The sequence below is a fragment of the Pseudomonas sp. FG86 genome (assembly GCF_057808775.1).
In genome coordinates, this window is record NZ_JBMDIS010000006.1 from 61757 (window position 1) to 81764 (window position 20008).

17 protein-coding genes are annotated in these 20008 nt (G+C 60.8%); 7 read left to right on the top strand and 10 right to left on the bottom strand.

Translation table 11 applies throughout. The annotated features are described in order from the left end of the window. Positions 1-13 precede the first annotated feature (13 nt). The 4 genes from ACODSV_RS05880 to ACODSV_RS05895 all read right to left on the bottom strand — a co-directional run bounded on the left by ACODSV_RS05880 (position 14) and on the right by ACODSV_RS05895 (position 3934). A complete protein-coding gene (locus ACODSV_RS05880) occupies positions 14-643 on the bottom strand; it encodes a C40 family peptidase (protein ID WP_150055605.1) in 630 nt (209 codons plus the stop codon). A gap of 213 nt (positions 644-856) precedes the next feature. After that, entirely contained in the window at positions 857-1561 is a 705-nt protein-coding gene (hda, locus tag ACODSV_RS05885) for a DnaA regulatory inactivator Hda (RefSeq protein WP_024076770.1), read from the bottom strand. Between the two features lie 204 nt (positions 1562-1765). Next, entirely contained in the window at positions 1766-2839 is a 1074-nt protein-coding gene (locus tag ACODSV_RS05890; RefSeq protein ID WP_024076771.1) for an AI-2E family transporter, read from the bottom strand. Positions 2840-2893: 54 nt separating this feature from the next. Further along, the gene (locus ACODSV_RS05895) at positions 2894-3934 is read right to left on the bottom strand and encodes a DUF2066 domain-containing protein (RefSeq protein ID WP_102624202.1); all 1041 of its coding nucleotides are present in this window, start codon (positions 3932-3934) and stop codon (positions 2894-2896) included. Between the two features lie 356 nt (positions 3935-4290). Between ACODSV_RS05895 and purM the strand changes: the two genes are divergently transcribed. The 7 genes from purM (at position 4291) to ACODSV_RS05930 (ending at position 12926) form a co-directional block, all read left to right on the top strand. Continuing rightward, positions 4291-5349 carry a phosphoribosylformylglycinamidine cyclo-ligase gene (gene purM / locus ACODSV_RS05900; protein ID WP_069076830.1) on the top strand — a complete coding sequence of 353 codons (1059 nt, stop codon included), beginning with the start codon at positions 4291-4293 and terminating at the stop codon, positions 5347-5349. Then, complete coding sequence (gene purN / locus ACODSV_RS05905; protein ID WP_024076774.1) at positions 5349-5999, top strand: phosphoribosylglycinamide formyltransferase; 651 nt, start codon at positions 5349-5351, stop codon at positions 5997-5999. The genes purM and purN overlap by 1 nt, the downstream gene beginning before the upstream one ends. Before the next feature lie 8 nt (positions 6000-6007). Beyond that, complete coding sequence (locus ACODSV_RS05910) at positions 6008-6721, top strand: DUF3108 domain-containing protein (protein ID WP_024076775.1); 714 nt, start codon at positions 6008-6010, stop codon at positions 6719-6721. A gap of 376 nt (positions 6722-7097) precedes the next feature. Next, positions 7098-7286 carry a hypothetical protein gene (locus ACODSV_RS05915; protein ID WP_003175379.1) on the top strand — a complete coding sequence of 63 codons (189 nt, stop codon included), beginning with the start codon at positions 7098-7100 and terminating at the stop codon, positions 7284-7286. A 381-nt stretch (positions 7287-7667) separates the two neighbouring features. After that, positions 7668-9593: an IucA/IucC family protein gene (locus tag ACODSV_RS05920; protein ID WP_150055429.1), complete on the top strand. Its 1926-nt coding sequence runs from the start codon at positions 7668-7670 to the stop codon at positions 9591-9593. Next, positions 9583-10794, top strand: coding sequence for an MFS transporter (locus ACODSV_RS05925; RefSeq protein WP_150296112.1), 1212 nt, complete (start codon positions 9583-9585; stop codon positions 10792-10794). Before ACODSV_RS05920 ends, ACODSV_RS05925 begins: the two co-directional genes overlap by 11 nt. Positions 10795-10805: 11 nt before the next feature. Next, entirely contained in the window at positions 10806-12926 is a 2121-nt protein-coding gene (locus tag ACODSV_RS05930; RefSeq protein ID WP_024076778.1) for a TonB-dependent receptor, read from the top strand. 65 nt (positions 12927-12991) lie between these two features. Here the strand turns inward: ACODSV_RS05930 and ACODSV_RS05935 are convergent, their stop codons facing one another. The 6 genes from ACODSV_RS05935 to ACODSV_RS05960 all read right to left on the bottom strand — a co-directional run bounded on the left by ACODSV_RS05935 (position 12992) and on the right by ACODSV_RS05960 (position 20006). Then, positions 12992-13537, bottom strand: a complete 546-nt coding sequence (locus ACODSV_RS05935) for a DUF2058 domain-containing protein (protein WP_024076779.1) — start codon at positions 13535-13537, stop codon at positions 12992-12994. 25 nt (positions 13538-13562) lie between these two features. Continuing rightward, the gene (mazG, locus tag ACODSV_RS05940) at positions 13563-14396 is read right to left on the bottom strand and encodes a nucleoside triphosphate pyrophosphohydrolase (RefSeq protein ID WP_150055431.1); all 834 of its coding nucleotides are present in this window, start codon (positions 14394-14396) and stop codon (positions 13563-13565) included. A 153-nt stretch (positions 14397-14549) separates the two neighbouring features. Further along, a complete protein-coding gene (gene relA, locus ACODSV_RS05945) occupies positions 14550-16793 on the bottom strand; it encodes a GTP diphosphokinase (RefSeq protein WP_024076781.1) in 2244 nt (747 codons plus the stop codon). A 123-nt stretch (positions 16794-16916) separates the two neighbouring features. Beyond that, on the bottom strand, positions 16917-18269 hold the full coding sequence (rlmD, locus tag ACODSV_RS05950) for a 23S rRNA (uracil(1939)-C(5))-methyltransferase RlmD (protein WP_150055724.1): 1353 nt from the start codon (positions 18267-18269) through the stop codon (positions 16917-16919). Continuing rightward, positions 18269-19171, bottom strand: a complete 903-nt coding sequence (gene cysM / locus ACODSV_RS05955) for a cysteine synthase CysM (RefSeq protein WP_024076783.1) — start codon at positions 19169-19171, stop codon at positions 18269-18271. The genes rlmD and cysM overlap by 1 nt, the downstream gene beginning before the upstream one ends. Positions 19172-19400: 229 nt before the next feature. Beyond that, complete coding sequence (locus tag ACODSV_RS05960) at positions 19401-20006, bottom strand: tRNA-uridine aminocarboxypropyltransferase (protein ID WP_150055397.1); 606 nt, start codon at positions 20004-20006, stop codon at positions 19401-19403. Positions 20007-20008: the final 2 nt, after the last annotated feature.

Here is a 20008-nt window from a genome sequence, read left to right on the forward strand (position 1 = left end):
TATCACTTTAACTTTACTTGCTGGCGGTAACCGTTGTCGGGGCCATGGCGAGTGCGCGCTTGGCTTCGATAAAGGTTTTGCTCCAGTAGCTGTCACCCAGGTTGTCGACTCGAACACCGCCACTGCGACGGCTGCTGGAGTGGATAAACTGGTTATCGCCCAAGTAGATACCGGCGTGACTGACACGACCACGGCCTGCAGTACTGAAGAAAAGCAGATCACCGGGCTTGAGGTTGTTGCGCGCGACCAACGGTGCTTTCACGTTGATCATTTCGCGAGTGGAGCGTGGCAGGTTCATGCCAGCTTCTTCACGAAACAGGTAGCCGATGAAACCGCTGCAGTCGAAACCGGCTTCAGAGGTACCGCCGAAACGGTAACGGGTACCGATCAGGGACATGCCGCGTTCGAGGATGCTGTCGGCCAGAACGGGAAGCTGATAAGGCTTGCTGCCGGCAAAGTCGGCCAGTTCCTTTTCGGTTGCCACTTCTTCTTCGTAAACAGTAGAAGACTGTGCAGCAACAAATTTTGCCTGGGCTTGCTGTTGGGTTTTGTGCTGCTCAGCCACTTGTTGAGGGTGGGAGGCGCAACCAAACAATAGGGTAACGAGTGCGAGAGGCACGAGGGGTGCGAAGCGATTTAGCATGGGCACGACCGTGGCTGATGTGTAAAGAAGTCGAGACTATGCCTTCTATCACATCGATTTGCAAATTCAATCGTGATCTATGTGACTTACTGTTTGCGCCATGACATCTAAGCCCTTAATACCCTATACGTGCCTTTTGCGCGGCCAAACCGGCCAAAACGCAGGTTTTCTGGCGCCTGGAATTTGCCGAAAGCCCCGAAAAACAAGGGCTGACTACCAGCCGAGGGTTTCTTTCAAGAAGGGAATGGTCAGCTTGCGCTGGGCCTGCAAAGAGGCCTGGTCGAGCTGTTCGAGCAGATCGAACAATGCGCTCATGCTGCGCGTGCCACGGGTGAGGATAAAGTGCCCCACCTCATCGGTCAGGTGCAGGCCGCGACGGGACGCGCGCAATTGCAGGGCTCGCAACTTGTCTTCGTCGGACAGGGGGCGCATCTGGAAGATCAGTGCCAGGGTCAGGCGCGATTTCAGGTCGGCCAGTTTGACCGGTAGCTCACGGGGCGAGGTGGACGCGGCAATCAGCAGGCGGCGGCCGCTGTCGCGCAGGCGGTTGAACAGATGAAACAGCGCCTCTTCCCAATCAGCTTTGCCGGCAACCGCCTGCAGGTCATCCAGGCACACCAGCTCATACTGCTCAAGGTTGTCGAATATCGTGATACCGCGGTCCATCAACTCGGCCAAGGGCAGGTAGACCGCCGGCTCGCCCATTTGCTCGAAGCGCAGGCATGCGGCTTGCAACAGGTGGGTCCGCCCCACGCCATGCTTGCCCCACAGATAGATCAGGCTTTCAGTCCACCCGGCGTCGGCTTCGCAGAGCCGCTCGACATAGCCGAGTGCAGCGGCATTGGCGCCTGGGTAGTAATTGATAAAGGTGGCGTCATCACGCAGACGCACACCTAGGGGCAGCTGAATCGGTTTCATGCTGACTGAACGGCTCCAATCGAACCGTTAGTGGCCTCTGTGTAAAGTTTGCAAAGTTTATACCCGTGACGCCGGGCGCACAATGCAACAGACCACAAGCAAAATCAAAGGTTTGCGTTAACTTGCTGGATTCAAGCGGAATATTTGACACGCAGGCGCCAGAAACAACAAACCCGGCCATCGACCGGGTTTGTGACACTGCAATTACAACTCGGGGTCTTCGACACCCGTATACACATCCGAATCCTTGTACAGATCATGCAGATGGCGCACCAGGACCATGATCACCGCCGCCACCGGCAGCGCCAGCAGGATGCCGGTAAAACCGAACAACTCACCGCCCGCCAGGATCGCAAAGATCACCGCCACCGGGTGCAGGCCGATACGGTCCCCCACCAGCAGCGGCGTGAGCACCATGCCTTCCAGGGCCTGGCCGACCATGAATACCGCGACAATCCCCAGCATCGGGTACAAATCGCCGCCAAACTGGAACAACCCGGCCACCAGCGCCGCGCCGATACCAATCACGAAGCCCATGTAGGGCACGATCGCGGCGAGCCCGGCGATCAAGCCGATCAACAGGCCCAGCTCCAGGCCGATCGCCATCAATCCGGCGGCGTAGATAACCCCCAGGGCCAGCATCACCAGTAACTGGCCACGCACGAACGCGCCAAGCACCTCGTGGCACTCCCCGGCCAGGGACACAATGCGCTCCTCGCGGTCGCGCGGCAGCAGGCTGCGGATCTTGGCCATCATGATGTCCCAGTCCCGCAACAGGTAGAACGCCACCACCGGGATCAACACCAGGTTGGTCAGCCAGCCGATCAGCGCCAAGCTGGAAGCCGTCGCCTGGCTGAGCACGACACCGACGATATCGGTGGTCTGGCCCATATGCTCGCTGATCGCCGCCTTGACCTTGTCGAACTTCCAGAAGCCATCCGCCAGGCCGAGCTTGGCCTGGGCCCACGGCATCGCCGTGTGCTGCAGCCAGTCGAGCATCTGCGGCGCCAACTCATAAAGGCGAAACAGTTGCTTGGCCAGCATCGGCACCAGCACCAACACCAGCGCGGTAATGATCAACGTAAACAGCGCAAACACCGCTACCACGCCCAAGGTGCGCGACAGCCCGGCTTTCTCCAGGCGATCCACCACCGGATCGAACAGGTAAGCGAGCAGTAACGCCACCAGGAACGGCGTCAGGATCGAATGCAGCAGGAACACAAAAACGCACAGCAGGACGATCCCGCCAAGCCACACCCAACGACGCGCATCCGCCATAAACCACTCCATCTGTCATTTGCTTCCTGCTTCTATATAGAGCAGGAAGAACATTTACCAACGAAAACGCAGTTGCGCCTGAGGCTGGGCTACCACAGCCGGCCGGGTACCATCTGCCACGGGCTGCTGAACCGGCGCCTCTGCGGCAGGAATCTCCTGCAACTTGGCCAGGCTCAACTGGGTACGCAACTGATCGGCGCTGCCGTTGACGCGATACACAATACGATTGCCGTCAACGAGCTGCGGCTGGCCGCCGAACGGCTCCAGCAGATGCCCCAGGGCGGCATACCGCTCCAGGTTCATCCCCTGCACTTCCAACAATTGTTCTGTGCTGACACCCGGCTTGACCGCAAAGCGGGGAGCCAGTTTTTGGCTCACGGCCAGCATCACTGCATCGGCGACGGCAGCGGTGTCGGCCCCTTGCGCGGTGCCCTGCTCGCTCTTGTCGCCCAGCCACAGGCGCCATTTGGCTTGCCACTGGTTGCCGTCCTGACGCGCATGCACCGCCAGCAAAGCGTCGGCGCCATAGCGTTCGGAGGCCGCGCGCAAGGGCGTGGCATCGGCACTTTCGAGATTCGGCGCAGTGGCGACGACCTGCTCATCCAGATCGCCCAGCGGCAGGCGCAATGGCAAGCCACGATGTTGGGCCGCACGGCGTAGCGCTTGGGCGACGGCCTGACCATCGCCCACCAGGCTGCTGCCGTCGGTGGAGTCGTTCAACCACCAGCCGAGGATCGATGGCCGGTTGCTGCCCCAGATCGGCAGGCCGGCTTCACGCAAGGCGCGATCAGTGCTGACCGGGTCGAAATCCACTTGCAGGCTTTCCGGTGGGCCGGCGTCGTAGCCATACTGGCTGATGATTTGCTGCGGGTCCTTGCGCACCGCCGCCAGGCTCGGGCCGTCGGCGGCCTTGGCATCACCGGTGAGGCGGATGACCAAGGTCTGCACGGCGCGCTGGGTCGCCTGGTCACGCTCTTGCGGGGACTGACTGCTGACCGGTTCAAGTACTTGATACAGGCCATTGAGGGTTTCGGCATGACTCGCCAGGCTGGCCAATGACAGGCAGCCTACAAAAAAGAATTTACACAGACGCATGGAAGATTCCCGAACGACAAATTTAGCGGCTGGAACAGACCGCGCGAACCCGGTTTCCCAAGGCTGTGACCACAGCGACCGGTAAAACATTCACGGAGTCTCGGTAAGTTTTCGTACTGTCATAACGATAGCGAGTTAAAGGCTATACCTTAATACGTGCCTGGGCAGGCCCGGTTAGCATTTTTTTAACCCGCTTTTTTTATCTATGTGGCCCTGCCCGTCGGCCCGAGGATGGCCGCTGCCCCTCAAGCCTGATAAAATCGCGCGCCTTCGCAGACCGTCAACGGCTGGGCCTCTTCATGAAAGCCTTCGCCAGCTCGGTCGTTACCCCTGAATCCCCCCTAAAGGCCTGGATCATGAGCAAGCAACCCTCCCTGAGCTACAAGGACGCCGGTGTAGACATCGACGCCGGTGAAGCATTGGTCGAACGCATCAAGAGCGTCGCCAAGCGCACTGCGCGCCCCGAAGTCATGGGCGGCCTGGGCGGTTTTGGCGCCCTCTGCGAGATCCCGGCCGGCTACAAGCAGCCCGTGCTGGTCTCCGGCACTGACGGCGTGGGCACCAAGCTGCGCCTGGCACTGAACCTGAACAAGCACGACACCATCGGCATCGACCTGGTCGCCATGTGCGTCAACGACCTGGTGGTGTGCGGCGCCGAGCCGCTGTTCTTCCTCGACTACTATGCCACTGGCAAGCTGAACGTAGACACCGCTGCACAAGTGGTGACCGGTATCGGCGCCGGCTGCGAACTGTCGGGTTGCTCCCTGGTCGGCGGCGAAACCGCTGAAATGCCGGGCATGTACGAAGGCGAAGACTACGACCTGGCCGGCTTCTGCGTTGGCGTGGTAGAGAAGGCCGAGATCATCGACGGCTCCAAAGTGGCTGCCGGCGACGCCCTGCTCGCCCTGCCATCGTCCGGCCCGCACTCCAACGGCTACTCGCTGATCCGCAAGATCATCGAAGTGTCCGGCGCCGACATCGAGAACACCCAGCTCGACGGCAAACCGCTGACCGACCTGCTGATGGCTCCGACACGCATCTACGTCAAGCCACTGCTCAAGCTGATCAAGGACACCGGCGCGGTCAAGGCCATGGCCCACATCACCGGTGGCGGCCTGCTGGACAACATCCCGCGCGTACTGCCCAAAGGTGCCCAGGCGATTGTCGACGTGGCCAGCTGGCAGCGTCCGGCGGTCTTCGACTGGCTGCAAGAGAAAGGCAACGTCAATGAAACCGAAATGCACCGCGTACTGAACTGCGGCGTCGGCATGGTGATCTGCGTGGCGCAAGAGCACGTTGAAACCGCGCTGAACGTTCTGCGTGAAGCGGGCGAGCAGCCTTGGGTCATCGGCCAGATCGCCACCGCCCCTGAAGGCGCTGCGCAGGTTGAACTGAAGAACCTCAAGGCTCACTGATGTCCCAGACCTGTGATGTCGTGGTGCTGCTTTCCGGCACCGGCAGTAACTTGCAGGCCCTGATCGACAGCACGCGTACCGGCGATAGCCCGGTGCGCATCGCTGCGGTGATCTCCAACCGCAGCGACGCCTACGGCCTGCAACGCGCCAGGGATGCGGGCATTGAAACCCGCACCCTGGATCACAAGGCTTTCGAAGGTCGCGAGGCCTTCGACAGCGCCTTGATCGAACTGATCGATACCTTCAACCCTGAACTCGTGGTCCTTGCCGGCTTCATGCGCATCCTCAGCGCTGACTTCGTGCGGCACTACGCGGGGCGCCTGCTGAATATCCACCCTTCCCTGCTGCCCAAGTACAAAGGTATGCACACCCACCAACGCGCCCTCGACGCCGGCGACAGCGAGCATGGCTGCAGCGTGCACTTTGTCACCGAGGAACTCGATGGCGGGCCTCTGGTCGTACAGGCAGTGGTTCCGGTAGAGTCTGACGACTCGGCGCAGACGCTTGCGCAACGGGTTCATACCCAGGAACACAGGATTTACCCGCTGGCTGTTCGCTGGTTTGCCGAGGGGCGGTTGATTCTTGGTGACCAGGGTGCATTATTGGACGGCCAGTTACTTGCGGCCAGCGGCCACTTGATTCGAACCTAGGAGATTTTATGCGTCGCGCCTTGCTCTTCGCTTTTGCGCTGTTCGCCTTGCCCGCCGTGCAAGCGGCAGACCTACACCCGTTCTCCGCCAGCTACACCGCCGACTGGAAACAGTTGCCCATGAGTGGTTCGGCCGAACGCAGCCTGACCAAGAACGGCGACGGCTCCTGGACCTTGAACTTCAAGGCGTCCATGATGATCGCCAGCCTGACCGAGACCAGCGTGATCCTGTTTGACAAGGACACCCTGCAACCCAAGAGCTACACCTTCGAACGGGGTGGCTTGGGCAGGGCGAAGAAGATCAACCTGGACTTCGACCAGACGACCAAGAAAGTCACCGGTTTTGAAAACAAGGACCCGGTCAACGTGCCCCTGCAAAGCGGCATGCTTGATAAGTCGACCTACCAGTTGGCCCTGCAGCGGGATGTCGCTGCCGGCAAGAAAAGCATGAGCTACAACGTGGTTGAAGGCACCGATGTCGACACCTACGACTTCCGCGTGATCGGCCCGGAAAAAGTCCAGACCAAAGCCGGCTCCATCGACGCGATCAAGGTCGAGCGAGTGCGTGACCCAACCCAAAGCAAGCGCATCACCCAGATGTGGTTCGCCAAGGACTGGGGCGGCCTTCTGGTCGCCCTGCGCCAGGTGGAAACCGACGGCAAGGAATACAACATCATGCTGCAAGATGGCACCGTTGACGGCAAGTCTGTCAAAGGCAGCTGATGAGCTGATGTTCAATAAAGGAGCCTCGTTGATGCGGGGCTTTTTTTCGCCTGGCTTTTCACGCCGGGCCGCTATCGCCATCGGGGGCAAGCGCCCTCCTCCACTGGGAACGCATTCCAAATGTGGGAGGGGGCTTGCCTCCGATGGCGGGCGGCTGGGTCAATAAAGCAGTCAAAGCCTGACCCAGACATGAAACTTTTGTCATAAAACCCAGCGCCCTGCGACGCAATGTCGCGGTTTACGGGGCCTGCGGGATTGTTGCGTTTCCTGCAATTAATTGTTGCAGGGAAAATCAGTTTACTTAGCAAGCTAACAAAACATATAACAAAGGCCTGCGACGACTTGCCGCAGATCAACCAGAGATTGGAGCAAGCAGATGACTGTAAAAGTGACTGAACGCGACGACGAACATATGTCCCACGAAGCGCTGGGCCATGGGATTCACATCTGGGATGTCCACCAACAAGACCTGCTGGTCGGCATGTTTCACAACGAGAGCGACGCTCATAATTATAAAAACGAGCTCGAATCGCTTGAAATGAAACGCCAGGCCCAGAGCTCCTGAAACACTGAAATCAAGTAGGCGCCGGCCCACGCAGCCAGGCCGTCTACACACGACAGACCCCGCCATTGAGCGGGGTTTGCCGTTTTTAATCGTGACCGTCTTTGCCTCAGCCTCGACAACTGTATTGAAAAATACATATTTCACGCCGCCCCAGCCCACCTCCCGCACACCCCTATCACAACGTTGAAGCAGCCCTTTACACAGGCCTCGACGCCCCTTGCCTTGCTTTTGACCACCCGAATCGTTCGCGCCCCACCTCTCCCCCCGAGCCTCTGAATAAACCTTTCAGCAAAAAAGTAACAATAAATAGACAATTGGTAATAGTTCTCGATACCATTCAGCCGCTTTTCACTCAGGCTCACGGATAGGGAACTCCACTTGATGCGCGGACACAGCCGTACCCCAGAACAATTGTTGCTTGAACGTTGGAGCGAAGCACTTGCTACCCCGCAATTTCAGGCTAACAACATCACCCTCGACGCTCTGATCAACGCCCTGGCCCCCGCCGCCGAGCGTAGCTTTCAACGTTTGATCCAAGCACTGTTTCGTGAAGGCCTGCTGGCCCCCAGCACCCGCACCTATGACGAACACGGACACTGCTGGCTCGCGCTGCCTGACCAGAGCCGCCTGCGTTTCGATCACCTGCTCCCCGGCCGCATGGCCAGCTGGGACGTGCGTGGCCGGGTCACCCTGCTGCGTGATGATCATCCTGACCTGAATATTCAGTTCCCGTCGCAGCTACTGACGCTGCTCAACAGCAGTCTCGAATCACCTGCCGACCCGGAGGTCCTGGGCCGCCTCAACACCGAAATCGACGACAGCTTTGTCAACGATACGCTGTGCCTCGCCTTTCATGAGCAATGGACACTCAAGCTCCATGCGGCAATGGACCCGATGCACCAAAGCAACCTTTTGAGCCACCTCAAGCATGACCCCAGTGTGACCAATCCGACCTCCACGCTTGAGCAATGGGGCACGCTGGGCCATCCCTGGCACCCCAACTACAAGACCAAACTGGGTTTGAATACCCACCAGGTCATCGATTTCTCACCGGAATTCGAAGCCCGTTTTCCGGTGTTCCTGTGCGCCCTGCATCGCCAATTCGCCCATGTGGAAAGGCTGGCGGGCACCGCGGATTACTGGCAATGGTGGCAACATCATTTCCCCCAGGCCGCCCGGCAGCTGACGGCGCAGTTGACCGCTCAAGGCCTTGAGGCTGGCGATTATCTGCCGCTGCCGGCTCACCCTTGGCAGGCCCGCCAAGAGTTACCGCAATTGTTCGCCAACGAAATTGGAGACCGGTTGTTGGTGCTGACCGATATCGTTGCGTTCACCGCCCACCCGACCATGTCGTTCAGGACCGTGCTGCCTGAAGGCCGGTGCAACGCACCGATGGTGAAACTTCCGGTTTCACTGCGCCTGACCAGTGTGCAGCGCACTGTTTCGCCACGTTCGGCGCGCATGGGCCCACGGATCAGCCACCTGCTGCAGACGATCCTCGAGCGCGAGCCTTCGATCCAGCAGATCCTCAGCATCGTCCCCGAGCGGATCGGCGTGCATTTCAAGCCGCAACCGGCCAATGATGAACACTCCCGCCACCTGGCCGTACTGTACCGTGACGCCCCCCAGAGCCTGCTCCAACCGGGTGAAATGGCCGTGCCGGTCGGCAGCCTGTTCGCGATCGACCAGCACGGGCAGCCGCTGCTGCGCCAATGGGTGCGACTGAGCCAAGGCAAGGACGACACAGCTGCCCTGCTCGCGTTCTTTCGGGACTACGCCGCGATTGCCGTACCGGCGCTGCTGGGCATGTATTTACGTTATGGCGTGGCCTTCGAAGCTCATCAGCAGAACTCCTTCATGGTCATGGCGGCTGACGGGCAGTTGAGCCGCCTGCTCTTGCGTGATTTCGGTGATATCCGGATCGACCGCAAGACCTTGCACGCCCATAGCCTGGACATCGAACTGCACGATCCCAAAATGACCCTGTACGACGATGCCGGGTTCGTGCGCGACAAACTGCTGCACACCGTATTCATGTGCCACCTGGGCGAACTCGTGTTGCTCAGCGCACGCCACTTCGACGTGCCCGAAGTGCTGCTCTGGAACGAACTGTCGACACAGGTCAGCCAGTGCTTCGACGACTTGCGCAACGAGGTCGAACCACAGCGCTGGGAGACCGAGCGCAAAGCGTTGCTGGAGCAGGACTGGCCAGCCAAGTCGTTCATGCGCATGCGTCTGCTGGAGAGCCATGCCGATATCGTCGGGCGTTTGCCGAACCCGCTGAGCGCCGCCGCCAATGCCGGCTAACAACACCGCACTGCGGCTGCTGGTAGTGATTCAGTTGGTGTCGATGGGCGCCATGGAAATGAGTGGACCTTTCTGGCCGCTGCAAATCCAGAAGCTGCTCGGCGTCGCCAATGCCCAATACACCGGCCTGCTGTCCTCGCTGGTGTACGCAGGGCCGATGATGGCGGCGATGATCCTGACCCCCATGTGGGGGCGACTGGGTGACCGCACCGGGCACAAGCCAATGATCATCCGGGCGTTGCTGGCGTTGGCGGTGTGCCAGGGCCTGGCCGCCGTGACCTTCGATCCTTGGCTGCTCGTGGCAATCAGGGTCGCGCAAGGGGCACTGGCCGGTTTTATCGCCGCGGCGCAAGCCTATGCACTGGCCTGCTGCGGCGACGGCGGGCGCGGGCACATTCTGGCTCGACTGCAATCGGCGACCGCCGTGGGCTCGCTGGCCGGACCGGTGTTGGGCGGCTGGTTGATGGATGTCTCGGGCTTTGCACTGCTGTGCTACAGCGCCACGGCGGTGTGCGTGTTGTGCGCGGTGATCAGCCTGTTCTTGCCCACCGACGCACCACGATCACGACCAACACGCAGCGCAACGCCGACCGCGCTGCCCAAAGGCTGGCTCGGTGCGATGCTGGGAATCATCGTGTTGATCCAGGCGGCCAAGATGATGCCCCAGCCGTTTTACGCCTTGTACGTCGCCGACGTGCTACACGCTCCTGCGTGGCTGATCGGTGCCAGCTATGCCGCCAGCGCACTGACCCTGGCGCTGTCCGCACCGTTATGGGGGCGCCTGTTCGACCGCCATCAACCGGCGCACACGCTGCGCATCATCGAGTGGGTCACGTGGTCCTGTGCCTTGACGCTGGCGTTTACGGCACTGGCCAGCGAATGGCTGGGATTCCTCGCCAGCCGGCTCCTGTGGGGCGTTTGGCAGGGTGCATTGCTGCCAGTCGCCTACACATTGATCGCCAACACCGTTGCGCCCAGCCAGCAGGGCTTTGCCCTGGGCCTGGGCAACAGCGCCGCCAAAGCCGGTGCGCTGTGTGGCGCGCTGATCGGCGGTATCGGCATGGGCATCGTGGGCCTGGCGCACAGCTTCTGGCTGGTGGCACTCACGTACGCCTTGGCCGCCCTGGGCATCCGCGCGATTCGTTCGTTCACCCGAACACCCGAGACATCCGGTTTTTCTGTCAATACTTCTAACAACTGAAAGGCAAGGTCATGAACAAATCGCAACTGGCAGTTCTGCTGCCGCTTCTAGGGTCGATAAGCGTGCCCGCCTGGGCCGATGAGAGCGAAGGTACGCAAGCCGCACCCACCAACCTGCAACTGCAGGCCACGGTCGTGTCGGCCACCCGCAGTGAAACCAGCATCGCGGCGATCCCCGGCTCGGTGCAGGTGATCAGCGAAGAGCAGATCCGCCAGCAAGCGGGTGCCGGTCGCCGGGTTGCAGACATCCTCGGGCAACTGGTACCAGGCATCGCCCCTTCCAGCGGCGGCATGAGCAACTTCGGCCAGACGCTTCGTGGGCGCAATACCCTGATCCTGATCGACGGGGTATCCCAGAACGCCACACGTGACAACTTCCGCCAGCTCAACAGCGTCGCGCCGGAAAGCATCGAGCGTATCGAAGTCATTTCCGGTGCCAGCAGTGTCTACGGTGCGGGCGCGTCAGGCGGCATCATCAACATCATCACCAAGCGCAACAAAGGTGAAGAGCTGGCGTTGAGCAGCAAGATCGGCATGACCACCGGCAACAACTTCAGCCATAAAGGTTTCTCCTACGAAGCGTTCCAAAGCGCCACGGGCCGCAGTGGCCCGGTGGATTGGTATCTCTCGGCCAACGCTGTGCAACGCAACGACCAGTTCGACGGTAACGGCAAGCGCATTCCCCAGGACACGTCCCAGGGCAGCAACATGGACACCGACACCTACGACCTGCAAGGTCGCTTCGGCTACGAGCTGGATGACGACAAGAAAATCACGCTGTCCCTGCAAGACTACAAGGACGAACAAGACACGCGTTACACCAAGAATCCACGCGTCACCAACACCGCAGTCGCGGTAAAAGGCCTGGACCTGGACGATCAACCGTTCACCCACAACCAGGCAGTAAACCTCAATTACGCCGATCAGGATTTCTACGGCCAAAGCCTGCAGGTCGAAAGTTATTGGCGGCGTGCCGACGCGCTGTTCTTCCCCGACCTGTCCAGGGGCCGCGCGGGCGTGTCCGACAACAACAGCGTGCAAGATGTTTACGGCCTGCGAGCGGCCATCGACACGCCAATGCCGGACATTGGCACGGCGACCGGCAACCTGGTGTGGGGTGCCGATTATGATCATGAAACCTCACGTCAGCGTGGCGACCAGTACCGGGTCAACGGCCTCACCTACACCAAGACCGGTACCACGTTCGAACTGGGGCCGGACATCCAGACCACCACCAAAGCTATTTTTGGCCAACTGTCCTACGACATCGATGACTGGACCCTGCGTGGCGGTGTACGTCGCGAGTGGATCGAAAGCGACATTGCCGACAGCATTGCGTACGGCGAAATCGTCCAGACCGGTAATCGCGCGACCCTGCCAGGGGGCACCCTCAAATACGATGACACCCTCTACAACCTCGGGGCGGTGTACCACCTGAGCGAAAACCAGGATGTATTCGTCAACTTCAGCCAGGGCTTTTCCCTGCCGGACATCCAGCGCTTCCTGCGCGACGTCAGCAGCACTTACGACATTCAAAAACTGAATGCCCAGGCCCTGAAGGTCGACAGCTACGAGCTGGGCTGGCGTGGGAATTGGGACAAGTGGCTGGCGAACGTCACCGCGTATGAAAACACCTCGGATGTCACTCAGTTCTACGATGCCAATGATCGTGTGTTGCGCCTGGTAAACCAGAAAGAGCGCGTGCGCGGCATCGAAACCAGCCTGACGTACAACGTCACCGATCAATGGTCGGTGGGTGGGACTTACGCTTACGCCAAAGGCGAAACTCGCCAGAATGGACAATGGATCGACTTGCCGGCGACACGTATTGCCCCCGCCAAGACGACGGCCTTTGTTGGCTATGACCGCGGCGACTACAGCGTGCGCTTGCAAGGCATGCGCCTGGCCGACTACGACGCGGCGTTCAAAGACAACAACGGCCGCGATATCCAAGGCTACACGCTGGTCGACCTGCTGGGTTCCGTGAGACTGCCGGTGGGTCGCCTGGAAGGTGCGGTGTACAACCTCAGCAACCGCAACTACCAGAACATGTTCGCCCAGGCCAACGCCCGCGCGCCTTACCCGAATGCCGAGGGTCGCACCTTCAGCATGAGTTACGCCGTGGATTGGTAACCACCTGACGCTGCGCGCTAAAACACAAACCCCGCCTTTTGAGCGGGGTTTGTTGTTTTACAGCCTTACCACATCAGATCATCAGGAATCTGATAGGCCGCATACGGATCGTCCTCGTCCGGCACCTGGCTTTCGGTGAGGATATTGAGCTGCACGATACGCTCCGGTGCGCGCTCCTGGATCTTCAGCGCCGCTTCGCGCGGGATCACCTCATAGCCGCCACCGTGATGCACGATCGCCAGGGAGCCGTTGCTCAGCTTGTTGCGCATCAACGTATTGACCGACAGGCGCTTGACCTTCTTGTCATCCACGAAGTTGTAGTAGTCCTCGGTGGTCAGCTTGGGGAGGCGCGAGGTCTCGATCAGTTGCTTGACCTGGGCCGTACGGGCCTTGGCCTCGGCTTTTTCCTGTTGCTGACGGTTCAACTCCTGGTCACGCTTGACCTTCTCGGCCATCGCTTCCTGGGCCAGGCGCGCCTGGGTGTCATCGGCCTCGGCCTGCCCCTTGTGGACCAGGCGCTGCTGTTTCTGTTTCTCTTTGCCGACCTGCTTGGCCTGCTTTTGGTTGACCAGACCTGCTTTAAGCAACTGGTCGCGAAGGGAAAGGCTCATGGTGCTTACTCACTTAGGCAACTGCTCAACCGCAGCTGGACACGTTCTTTTCCTGGCGTTTGGCTTCGCCCCACAGGGCGTCCAACTCTTCGAGGGTGCAATCTTCCATGGATTGGCGCGTATCGCGCAATGCCTGTTCGATAAATCGGAAACGTCGCTCGAATTTGGAATTGGCGCCGCGCAAGGCGGTTTCCGGGTCGACCTTGAGGTGACGAGCCAGGTTGACCGCCGCAAACAGCAGGTCACCGACTTCATCGGCGATGGCCACCGGATCGTTATCGGCCATGGCTTCGAGCACTTCGTCCAACTCTTCGCGCACGTTATCCACCACCGGCAAGGCCGCCGGCCAGTCGAAACCGACCTGGCTGGCGCGCTTCTGCAATTTGGCGGCACGGGACAAGGACGGCAAGGCCGTCGGCACATCGTCGAGCAAGGACAGTTGCTCTGGCGCGTCGGATTTTTCCGCACGCTCCTCGGCCTTGATCTGCTCCCAGCGTTCCTTTACCTGTTCTTCGCTCAGTTGAGGAATATCCAGTGGCGCATACAGATCGCCGGTCGGGAACACATGGGGATGACGGCGAATCAGCTTGCGCGTGATGCTGTCGATCACCCCGGCAAATTCGAAACGCCCCTCTTCCCGCGCCAGTTGGCTGTAATACACCACCTGGAACAACAGGTCGCCCAACTCACCTTGCAGATGATCGAAATCGCCGCGCTCGATGGCGTCGGCCACTTCGTAGGCCTCTTCCAGGGTGTGCGGGACAATGGTGGCGTAGGTTTGCTTGATATCCCACGGGCACCCGTATTGCGGGTCTCGCAGGCGGCTCATCAGGTGCAGCAGGTCTTCAAGTGAATACATCATTCTATTTCCGATCAGGTATGAACACCGCCGATCAAATGTGGGAGGGGGCTTGCCCCCGATTGCGGTGGGTCAACCAAGAATCTGGTACCTGACACTCCGCTTTCGGGGGCAAGCCCCCTCCCACATTTCAGACTGTGTTCATCCAGATGTTCATGGGGTACGGTTGCGCCGCGTCTCAATGATGTTCGGCAACTGGGAAATCCGCCCCAGCAACCGCCCCAACGCGTCCAGCCCCGGGATCTCGATGGTCAGGGACATCAACGCCGTGTTGTCCTCTTTATTCGAGCGGGTGTTGACCGCCAGCACGTTGATCCGCTCGTTGAGCAGCACTTGCGAGACGTCACGCAGCAAACCGGAACGGTCGTAGGCGCGGATGATGATGTCCACCGGGTAGGTGAGCACCGGCACCGGGCCCCAACTGACCTGGATAATCCGCTCCGGCTCGCGCCCGCCCAGTTGCAGCACCGAGGCGCAGTCCTGGCGGTGAATGCTCACGCCACGGCCCTGGGTGATGTAGCCGACGATGGCGTCGCCCGGCAGAGGCTGGCAGCAACCGGCAATTTGCGTCAGCAGGTTGCCCACGCCCTGGATCTGGATATCGCCACGTTTGCCAGGCTTGTAGCCGGTGGCCTTGCGCGGGATGAGCTCCAGTTGCTCGTTGCCACGCTCCGGCTCCACCAACTGCTGGGCCAGGTTGACCAGTTGCGCCAGGCGCAGGTCGCCGGCACCGAGGGCGGCGAACATGTCTTCGGCGACCTTCATGTTGGCCTTCTCGGCCAGCTTGTCGAAGTCCACCTGGGGCAGGCCGAGGCGCGCCAATTCACGTTCGAGCAGGGTCTTGCCGGCGGCGACGTTCTGGTCGCGCGCCTGCAATTTGAACCAGTGGACGATCTTCGCCCGCGCCCGCGACGTGGTGATGTAGCCCAGGTTCGGGTTCAGCCAGTCGCGGCTCGGCGTACCGTGCTTGCTGGTGATGATCTCGACCTGTTCACCGGTCTGCAGGCTGTAGTTGAGCGGTACGATGCGCCCGTTGATCTTGGCGCCACGGCAGTTGTGGCCGATTTCGGTGTGTACGCGGTAGGCAAAGTCCAGCGGCGTGGCGCCTTTGGGCAAGTCAATGGCGTGGCCGTCGGGGGTGAAGATATAGACCCGGTCCGGCTCGATATCCACGCGCAGCTGTTCGGCCAGGCCGCCGATATCGCCGAGTTCTTCGTGCCACTCCAGCACTTGGCGCAGCCAGGAGATTTTCTCCTCGTACTGGTTGGACCCGGCCTTGACGTCGGTGCCCTTGTAGCGCCAATGCGCGCATACACCCAGCTCTGCCTCTTCGTGCATGGCATGGGTGCGGATCTGCACTTCCAGCACCTTGCCCTCGGGGCCAATCACCGCCGTATGCAGCGAGCGATAGCCGTTTTCCTTGGGGTTGGCGATGTAGTCGTCGAATTCCTTGGGGATGTGCCGCCACAGGGTGTGGACGATCCCCAGCGCGGTGTAGCAATCGCGCATTTCCGGCACCAGCACGCGCACTGCACGCACATCGTAGATCTGGCTGAAGGCCAGGCCCTTGCGCTGCATTTTGCGCCAGATCGAATAGATATGCTTGGCGCGGCCACTGATGTCGGCATCCACACCCGTGGCCTGCAACTCGGCCCGCAATTGGCCCATTACGTCGGTGATGAAGCGCTCACGGTCGAGCCGCCGCTCATGCAGCAGGGTAGCAATTTGTTTGTATTGGTCGGGCTCAAGGTAGCGAAAGGACAAATCCTCCAGCTCCCACTTGATATGGCCGATACCCAGGCGGTGGGCCAGGGGCGCGTAGATGTCGAAGACTTCGCGGGCGACGCGGTTGCGCTTCTCGTCATCAGCGGTCTTCACCGCACGGATCGCGCAGGTACGTTCGGCCAGCTTGATCAGCGCGACACGCACGTCGTCGACCATCGCCACCAGCATCTTGCGCAGGTTTTCCACCTGGCCCTGGGTGCCCAGCACCATCGATTGGCGCGGGCTGAGGCTGGCACTGATGGCGGCCATGCGCAGCACGCCGTCGATCAGCTTGGCCACCACCGAACCAAAGCGCTGGCCAACGGTAGCCAACGGGATGTGCCCTTCACGCACGCCGCGATAGAGCACGGCGGCGATCAGCGAATCCTGGTCCAGCTTGAGATCGGCGAGGATCTCAGCGATTTCCAACCCGGTACGAAAGCTGGAAGTGCCCTCCGCCCACAGGTTCTTGGCCGCATTGTCTTGCTGTTCAGACTCACGAGCGAACTCGCAGGCTGCTTTCAAGGCTTCACGGTCCAGTGCCGGGTCGACACTGACGGCATGATCCAGCCATGCCTCGAGATTGATACTGCCGTCGGTGTTGATCGGCTGGTGTGCTCTCACCTGTACCATCTTGCTTACCTTCCCTACGACGCACCTTCGATGCGCCAGAATCATCGCCGACCTTTTTACTGCGAACTCCGTGGCAGGTCATAGGCCTTGGAGATCGCAGGCCAGTCGGATTAAACGGGCATCCTAGCCCGCTTCAAATAACGCCATGGCCTCGACATGCGCTGTCTGCGGAAACATGTCGAGGATCCCGGCACGTTTTAGCCGGTAGCCTTGCTTGACCAGCTCAACCGTGTCCCGCGCCAGCGTCGCCGGGTTACAGGACACATACACCAGGCGCTTGGCCCCCAGGGTGGCGAGCTTGCGCACAACCTCCAGGGCACCATCGCGGGGTGGGTCCAAGAGTACCGCAGAAAAGCCCTGTTTGGCCCATTCCACGTCATTCAAAGGCTGGGACAAATCGGCCTGAAAAAACTGCACATTATGCAAATTGTTGCTGACTGCGTTGAGTGCCGCCCGATCCACCATGGCCTGCACGCCTTCCACCGCCACCACTTCGCGCACCTGTTTCGCCAGCGGCAGGGCGAAGTTGCCCAGGCCGCAAAACAGGTCCAGCACCCGCTCATCGGGTTGTGGTGCCAGCCAGTTCAGGGCCTGGGCGACCATCGCCTCGTTGACCCCGGCGTTGACCTGGACAAAATCCCCTGGTCGGTAAGCCAACTCCAAGTCCCATGCGTCCAATCGAAAACCCAGCGACTGATCAGGCTCGACAGGCTCCGGCTGGCCTTCGCCATGCAGCCACAACTGGGCTTCATGGAAGTTACAAAATTCTTTCAGGATCAGCAGGTCCGCATCCGACAACGGCGCCATATGCCGCAGCAACACGGCGCTGGACGACCCGCTGAACACCTCCACATGCCCCAATGCCTGAGGCTTGCTCAAGCGACGCAGCATGTTCGGCAGACGCTGCATGATCGGTTGCAAGGCCTGTACCAGCACCGGGCAATCGTCGATGGCGACAATGTCCTGGCTGGCCACGGCGCGGAAACCGACTTCCAGTTTCTTGGCCTTGGCATCCCAACGCACGGCCACTCGGGCGCGACGCCGATAGCCAAACTCCGGCCCGCTCAACGGCGCGGCCCATTCTTGCGGTTCGACACCGGCCACACGGGACAGTTGCTCGGCGAGCATGCGCTGTTTCAGGGCGAGTTGTTCGTCATGGGGCAAGTGCTGCACGCTGCAACCGCCGCAGCGGCCAAAGTGCGCGCACGGTGCCGGGCGGCGTAATTCGCTGGCCTTGAACACCCGCTCGGTACGCGCCTCGACCACCTTGCCGTGGGCGCCCAGCACCCGCGCTTCCACCTCTTCGCCGGCCAACGCGCCGTTGACGAACCAAGTGCGCCCCTCAAAGAACACGATGCCACGGCCATCATTGGCCAGGCGCTCGATGGTCAGGCGCTGCTTCTTGCCTACAGGAATCTGCGGGGCCCGGCTGCCGCCCGTCGGTTGGAAGCGCAGGCCTCTCTCGTGCTTGGCCATCAGTTGGGTTCGTCGAAAATGCCGGTCGACAAGTAACGGTCGCCTCGGTCACAGATGATCGCGACGATCACCGCGTTTTCCACTTCCTTGGACAGGCGCAGCATGCCGGCCACGGCCCCACCGGACGACACGCCGCAGAAGATACCTTCTTCACGGGCCAGGCGACGGGTGGTGTCTTCGGCTTCACGCTGGGCCATGTCGATGATGCGATCCACGCGCGAAGCGTTGTAGATCTTCGGCAGATACTCCTCGGGCCAGCGCCGGATACCGGGGATCGCCGCGCCTTCCATCGGTTGCAGGCCGATGATCTGGATCGCAGGATTCTGCTCCTTGAGGTAGCGCGAGTTGCCCATGATGGTGCCGGTAGTGCCCATGGAGCTGACGAAATGGGTAATCGTGCCTTGGGTCTGGCGCCAGATTTCCGGGCCGGTGGTGGTGTAGTGCGCTTCGGGGTTATCACCGTTGGCGAACTGGTCCAGTACCTGGCCACGGCCTTCGGCGGCCATGCGCTCGGCAAGGTCGCGGGCACCTTCCATGCCTTCTTCCTGGGTGACCAGCACCAGCTCGGCGCCATAGGCGGTCATCGCCGCCTTGCGCTCGGCGCTGCCGTTGTCGGGCATGATCAGCACCATTTTGTAGCCCTTGATCGCCGCGGCCATGGCCAGGGCAATCCCGGTGTTACCCGAGGTGGCTTCGATCAGGGTATCGCCCGGCTTGATCTGCCCGCGCAGCTCGGCGCGAGTGATCATCGACAACGCCGGGCGGTCCTTGACCGAACCAGCCGGGTTGTTCCCTTCGAGCTTGAGCAACAGGGTATTGCTGGTTTCACCCGCCATGCGTTGCAAGCGGACCAGGGGCGTATTGCCGACGCAATCGGCGATTGTAGGGTACTGCAAGGTCATGGCGTATTCGCAATCCAGACTGCGGGGGCGAACATCATACCGGGAAAGCCAGGCGCGCCATATCACGCAAAGTGTGGTGCTTATGGCTTATAGGAATAAGCGAGGGAGGTGGCGGCTGGGTGGACGCTATCGGGCAAGCCCCCTCCCACACTGGACCGAGTTCCAGCATGAGAATGCGGTCGAATGTGGGAGGGGGCTTGCCCCCGATAGCCGCACCTCGATAACCCGCCTAGCCCAAATACCCGTCGCCATGATTTTTCTGAAAGACCTCCTCTCCCATCGCCGCAATCTGCCCTTCGATCAATGCATCAAACGGCTTGAGCAACGGCTCAAACGAAACCGGCGCCTCCAGCACCTCCAAAGCCTGCACAATCGCCTCCACCGTCGACAACGCCCCTGGCCCCGGCGCCTTGCGTAATCGGTAGCGGGACACGGCGCCCTCGACCAGCGTCACCCGGGGCAACGCCGCCAATAAAGGGTTGAGGTGCAGCAGTTTGCGCGCCTTGCGCCAGGTGCCATCGGGCACCACCAGCAACAGCGGCTGATCGTCGGGCGCATAGGCTTGCAGCGGCTGGGCATCGTCGGCGGGGAACAACAGCCGCGCCTGATAGCCGGGCGGGCTCAATAGCGTCGGCAGATCATCAAAGACCTCCCCCACCACCAGTTGCGCATTGTTCAAACCCAACGCCGCCAGCCGCGCGGTATTGAGCGCATGGTTGACCTCGCTCGGATGCTGCAACAGCAACACACGGGTACGGCTGTCGAGGCGGGGGATCAGCGCGCACAGGCAATGGGCGGCGGGCCTGTGACAGCGGGAACATTGGGGTCGGGACATGG